The organism is Segatella buccae ATCC 33574 (assembly GCF_000184945.1).
GTDB classification, from domain to species: domain Bacteria; phylum Bacteroidota; class Bacteroidia; order Bacteroidales; family Bacteroidaceae; genus Prevotella; species Prevotella buccae.
Genome location: NZ_GL586313.1, coordinates 1 through 1585 on the forward strand (window position 1 = coordinate 1; position 1585 = coordinate 1585).

At 54.8% G+C, this 1585-nt stretch carries 1 protein-coding gene and 1 pseudogene; both read right to left on the reverse strand.

Going from position 1 to position 1585, the window contains the following annotated elements; translation table 11 throughout:
- Positions 1 to 78 precede the first annotated feature (78 nt).
- Positions 79 to 1095: a Rid family hydrolase gene (locus HMPREF6485_RS13015; RefSeq protein ID WP_004347187.1), complete on the reverse strand. Its 1017-nt coding sequence runs from the start codon at positions 1093 to 1095 to the stop codon at positions 79 to 81.
- 201 nt (positions 1096 to 1296) lie between these two features.
- A pseudogene (locus tag HMPREF6485_RS14270) lies at positions 1297 to 1585 on the reverse strand (hypothetical protein); the annotation flags it as partial.

Below are 1585 nucleotides of genomic sequence, written 5' to 3' on the forward strand. Positions count from 1 at the left end.
GGTATAAGATGCCAAGCGGCGGAATCTTCCACGAGGGAGATTCCGCCGCTTGGCTTTGTGGCCGATGGGCAGAGGCGATTATCGTTCGGCAATGCACTCCATCTCGATGAGCCATTCGGGACGGCACACCCGGGCGAGCAGCGTGATGAACGGGGTGGAGGGGAAGTGCCGTCGCATGTAATCTTCCACAACTGCACGGTCGGAAAGGTCGCGCAGATAGATGAGGAAATATTTCACGTCGTCGAGTCCCGCTCCGCCGTCTTTCAGCAGGGCATCGATGTTGTCGAGCAGTCGGTGGGTCTGTCGTTCCACGTCGCCTAAGTAGAGCACATTGCCATGCCGGTCGATGGAGGCCGTGCCCGAGATGAAGTAGGTCTGCCGGTTGTCGAGGGTGAGTCGTGTGCCCCGTTCAAAGGCCACGCCGTATTCATGTGTGGGGTTGAGGTGGTCGAGCGCGCGTAGATAGGTTTTGTCGCTCTCCTTGATGCCCGGGTAGGTGAGGAAGTCGATGGCTACGGTGGCGTGTCGTGTCTGCGACGATCCACCTATGCCCGTGCTGGCGATGAAGTGGGTGTCGGCGGTCAGACCGTAGCGGGCGAAGATGTCGTTGCGCGCTTTCACCACTCCGGCATAGTTCACGTCGATGTCGGCCACGTAGATCCATGTGCGCACAAGGTGCTCGGCCATGTTGAGTCCCCGTTCCTTGATGCCCTTGAGATAGTTCTCGAAGAGCAGCATGGTCTGTAGATAACTGCTGTTGCCGAAGGCCTCTTCGTCTTTGAGGCGCAGACTCTGGAAGATGAAAGCCGGTTCCTGTTCGGCTGTTTTCACGAGCAGGGCTATCTTGCAACCGCTGATGGGCGGCTGCTCCACGATGGTGTTGGCGGCCTGCGAAAGCATGTTCTGGTATAAGTCCGACTCTATCAGTTGCTGGTATTGGTTTCGGATGTCGCTCAGAAACACCTTGCTGTAGTGCAGCCGGCGGCCATTCGAGGCCTCGTCGGTGAGGTGAGTGTGGAGCATGTCGGTCACCTCTGCCATCCGCTGGGTAAAAGAGCCCCCGTGCCGGGGCGATAGGATGATGTATCTGTCCATAGATTTGTTTTGTTGATGCAAAAGTACACACTTTTTCCGACATGCGCCAAGGGCGGCGAGATTAAATTTCAAAATACCTATTTATGGTGATGCAGTCACTGCCCGTTGGTATCTTCGCGCTTGTTGTAGTCACTGTTCTTGGGGCTTCGAAGGTCTGTCAGACTGTGGGTTGATGGCTTGTCAGACTATGAAATGACTTTCTTATCTGTCAACTTCTTTCATCTGTAATTTGGATTTTGCCCGTTTGTGTCGTATCTTTGCATTAGCAAGGGAAGCGCGTGTGCGTTTCCCTTTTTTGATTGCCAATCCACCAACAGACCCCCAACTCCCTAAAGGGGGCTCTTCCATCCTGCCATAGGTTGCAATTCGGCCCGAATGGGCTTGTAAAAAGGGCTCTTTGAGGTTCTCACTCGGCCCAAATGACCTTTCAAGAGTGGCTCTTTTGCAAGGTCGTTTGGGCCGAGTGAGGAAATTGATGGGACGGATGGGA